Source organism: Sphingobium sp. L-44 (assembly GCF_056859495.1).
On record NZ_JBSXOQ010000005.1, the window covers coordinates 1 to 2,054 of the forward strand.

The 2,054-nt window shown below is 56.5% G+C and carries 3 protein-coding genes; all 3 read left to right on the forward strand.

All coding sequences use genetic code 11. The features are described 5' to 3' along the window. Nucleotides 1-737 precede the first annotated feature (737 nt). The 3 genes from AC13EK_RS00090 (at nt 738) to AC13EK_RS00100 (ending at nt 2,047) form a co-directional block, all read left to right on the forward strand. On the forward strand, nt 738-995 hold the full coding sequence (locus AC13EK_RS00090) for an integrase arm-type DNA-binding domain-containing protein (protein ID WP_202968899.1): 258 nt from the start codon (nt 738-740) through the stop codon (nt 993-995). 24 nt (nt 996-1,019) lie between these two features. Then, nucleotides 1,020-1,157 carry a helix-turn-helix domain-containing protein gene (locus AC13EK_RS00095; RefSeq protein ID WP_170828648.1) on the forward strand — a complete coding sequence of 46 codons (138 nt, stop codon included), beginning with the start codon at nt 1,020-1,022 and terminating at the stop codon, nt 1,155-1,157. A gap of 128 nt (nt 1,158-1,285) precedes the next feature. Continuing rightward, on the forward strand, nt 1,286-2,047 hold the full coding sequence (locus AC13EK_RS00100) for a hypothetical protein (RefSeq protein WP_483021942.1): 762 nt from the start codon (nt 1,286-1,288) through the stop codon (nt 2,045-2,047). Nucleotides 2,048-2,054 lie beyond the last annotated feature (7 nt).

Here is a 2,054-nt window from a genome sequence, read left to right on the forward strand (position 1 = left end):
CGTGTGAAGTGTGGTAACTCCACCTTACCGATGAGCCCGGTGGCCACCGAGTTCGAAATCGCATGGGGTTGGGCATGCCCAACCCCATGCGATCACCTCAATCTACACCGGAAATTACACCACGAGCGCGGACGCTAACCCACCAAACTCTATATCAACAGCGATATGCCGGTGGAGATGGCCTATCCCGGTCAGCGCTTCTTCGTCGGTATCCAGGGCAAGTTCTGATCCCATTCCCTTGGGGGGAAGGGCAAAGACGCGGTTCCGGGCATGTTCCGGGGCCGCGTTTTCTTTTGCGGGTGGGCGCAATGGGGGAAGGTCGGGTCTGGGAAAGGTGACGCGCCCGCTTTTCCAAAACCGCGGTGTGCGCCCCGGATCTTGGCAGCGAGCGCGTCGCCCGCTCGATATCATCCGGGCGCGTCCTGTCCTGCCGTTTGTCGGCACGATAGTTGTGCGTTGCGCGCAGAAATGGCGTGGATGCGCGCGCTCGATTGGCAAGGATGCGCCGGGGCGATTTCGATCGCGATGTCGGGGGGAGGTGGTGAGTCCAGCTGGGTTCGAACCAGCGATCTGTCGATTAAAAGCCCCGCTACATCGCGCCATTCGAGGTCAATCATGGTCGTCGGGCGGCGCGCGGGCACGTAAAACCGCGACATTCAGTCATTCGGCGTCAGTCGACGGCAGTGAAGGATAGCGGCCGTTCGGTGCTCGGCGCTGTGCTTGAAAAGGAATGTCGCTTGGTCATACGCAATCTCACCGAAGCCCGCATCAGGGACCTGCCTCTCGCCTCCGGCATCTTCCGGGACGAGCAGGTCAAAGGCCTGATGGTCATATGCCACAAGACAGCGCGCTCCTATGCCGTTCAGGGCGACGTGCGTCACGTCAGGACGGTGCGGGTCAAGATCGACCGCTGCGACCGGATCGGATTGCGCGAAGCTCGTAACCGGGCGAAGACGTTGATGTCGCAGATACAATCCGGCGTAGACCCGACGTAGGGGCCAGCCGAGACTGGCATAACGTTGGCGCGGGCTCTGAAGACCTATCTGCGCGGCATCGAGGCGGGCCGCAGCAACCCATCTGGCGCCATCGTCGGCAGATTAGCAGCTGTTCTCGGTTGCCACCCGAGCGCACTGCTGGATCAAGGCACAGTGGGCTAAGTGGCCGTCTGTTTCAATCAAACTCCGACGTTAGCCTGGAAGAGAAGCCCTGGAATACGCCCGTGCGGACCTTGACCGACAGGCTCTGGCTCACAATAGTTTCCTGAACTCAATAATTTGGAAAATTCATGCCAGACGAGAATGCAAAACGGCAAGATATTGAGCAGGCAGTCAATGCCCTTCGATCACTTTCCCCCATCCAAGTTGAAGTCCTTACGGACATCATCGCCAAATTTGCGGAAGAGCAAATTAGCGAGCACATCCGTAATGATTTTCTCGATGAAGATGCATTCGAATATTTTTCTACTCGTCTTGCCGCACATCATGCATCAAGCGGAGTGGCACTGAAAAAGGAGAACTTCGAACACATACTCGAACAATCCTTTAAACGCACCGGCCATGATGCGAAGCGAACGGATAGCATGGTCCACCGAGGCGCTGATCTTGAAGTCGATGCTCGCTTTTTCTCGCTTAAAACTGAAGCCGCCAAGGGCTTAAATCCCAAGTCGATCACGATTTCAAAGTTGATGGAGGCCCGGTGGATTAGAGACCTGAACGGTCCTGAAGATGCTCCCGAACAGGTGAAAGAACGCATTCTCTCGCATCTCCAAGAATATGAGCGAATTTTCATGCTTCGGAGCTACGGCAACGAGGAACGGGTCCGTTATGATCTTCGGGAAATCCCGAAAGATGTCTTGGCTGCGGTGGCAAACCTGGAGGTAAAAGATTTTGGGAAGATTACAAAAGCCGGTGGTACTAGGTTTCGTGGACAAAGGTTGACAGCAGGATCGGGCGTTGATTCAAGGCTGCCTTTTGGAGGTGGCGTTGGGCGAGCGTATTGGGCTGACGGAGGACGAGTGGGGGATCATCGGCACATTACTGCCATCTGAGCGTGGT

Excerpts from the sequence above, each read along its gene's own strand:
- AC13EK_RS00100 (WP_483021942.1), top strand. The coding sequence starts at position 1,286 with ATGCCAGACGAGAATGCAAAACGGCAAGATATTGAGCAGGCAGTCAAT.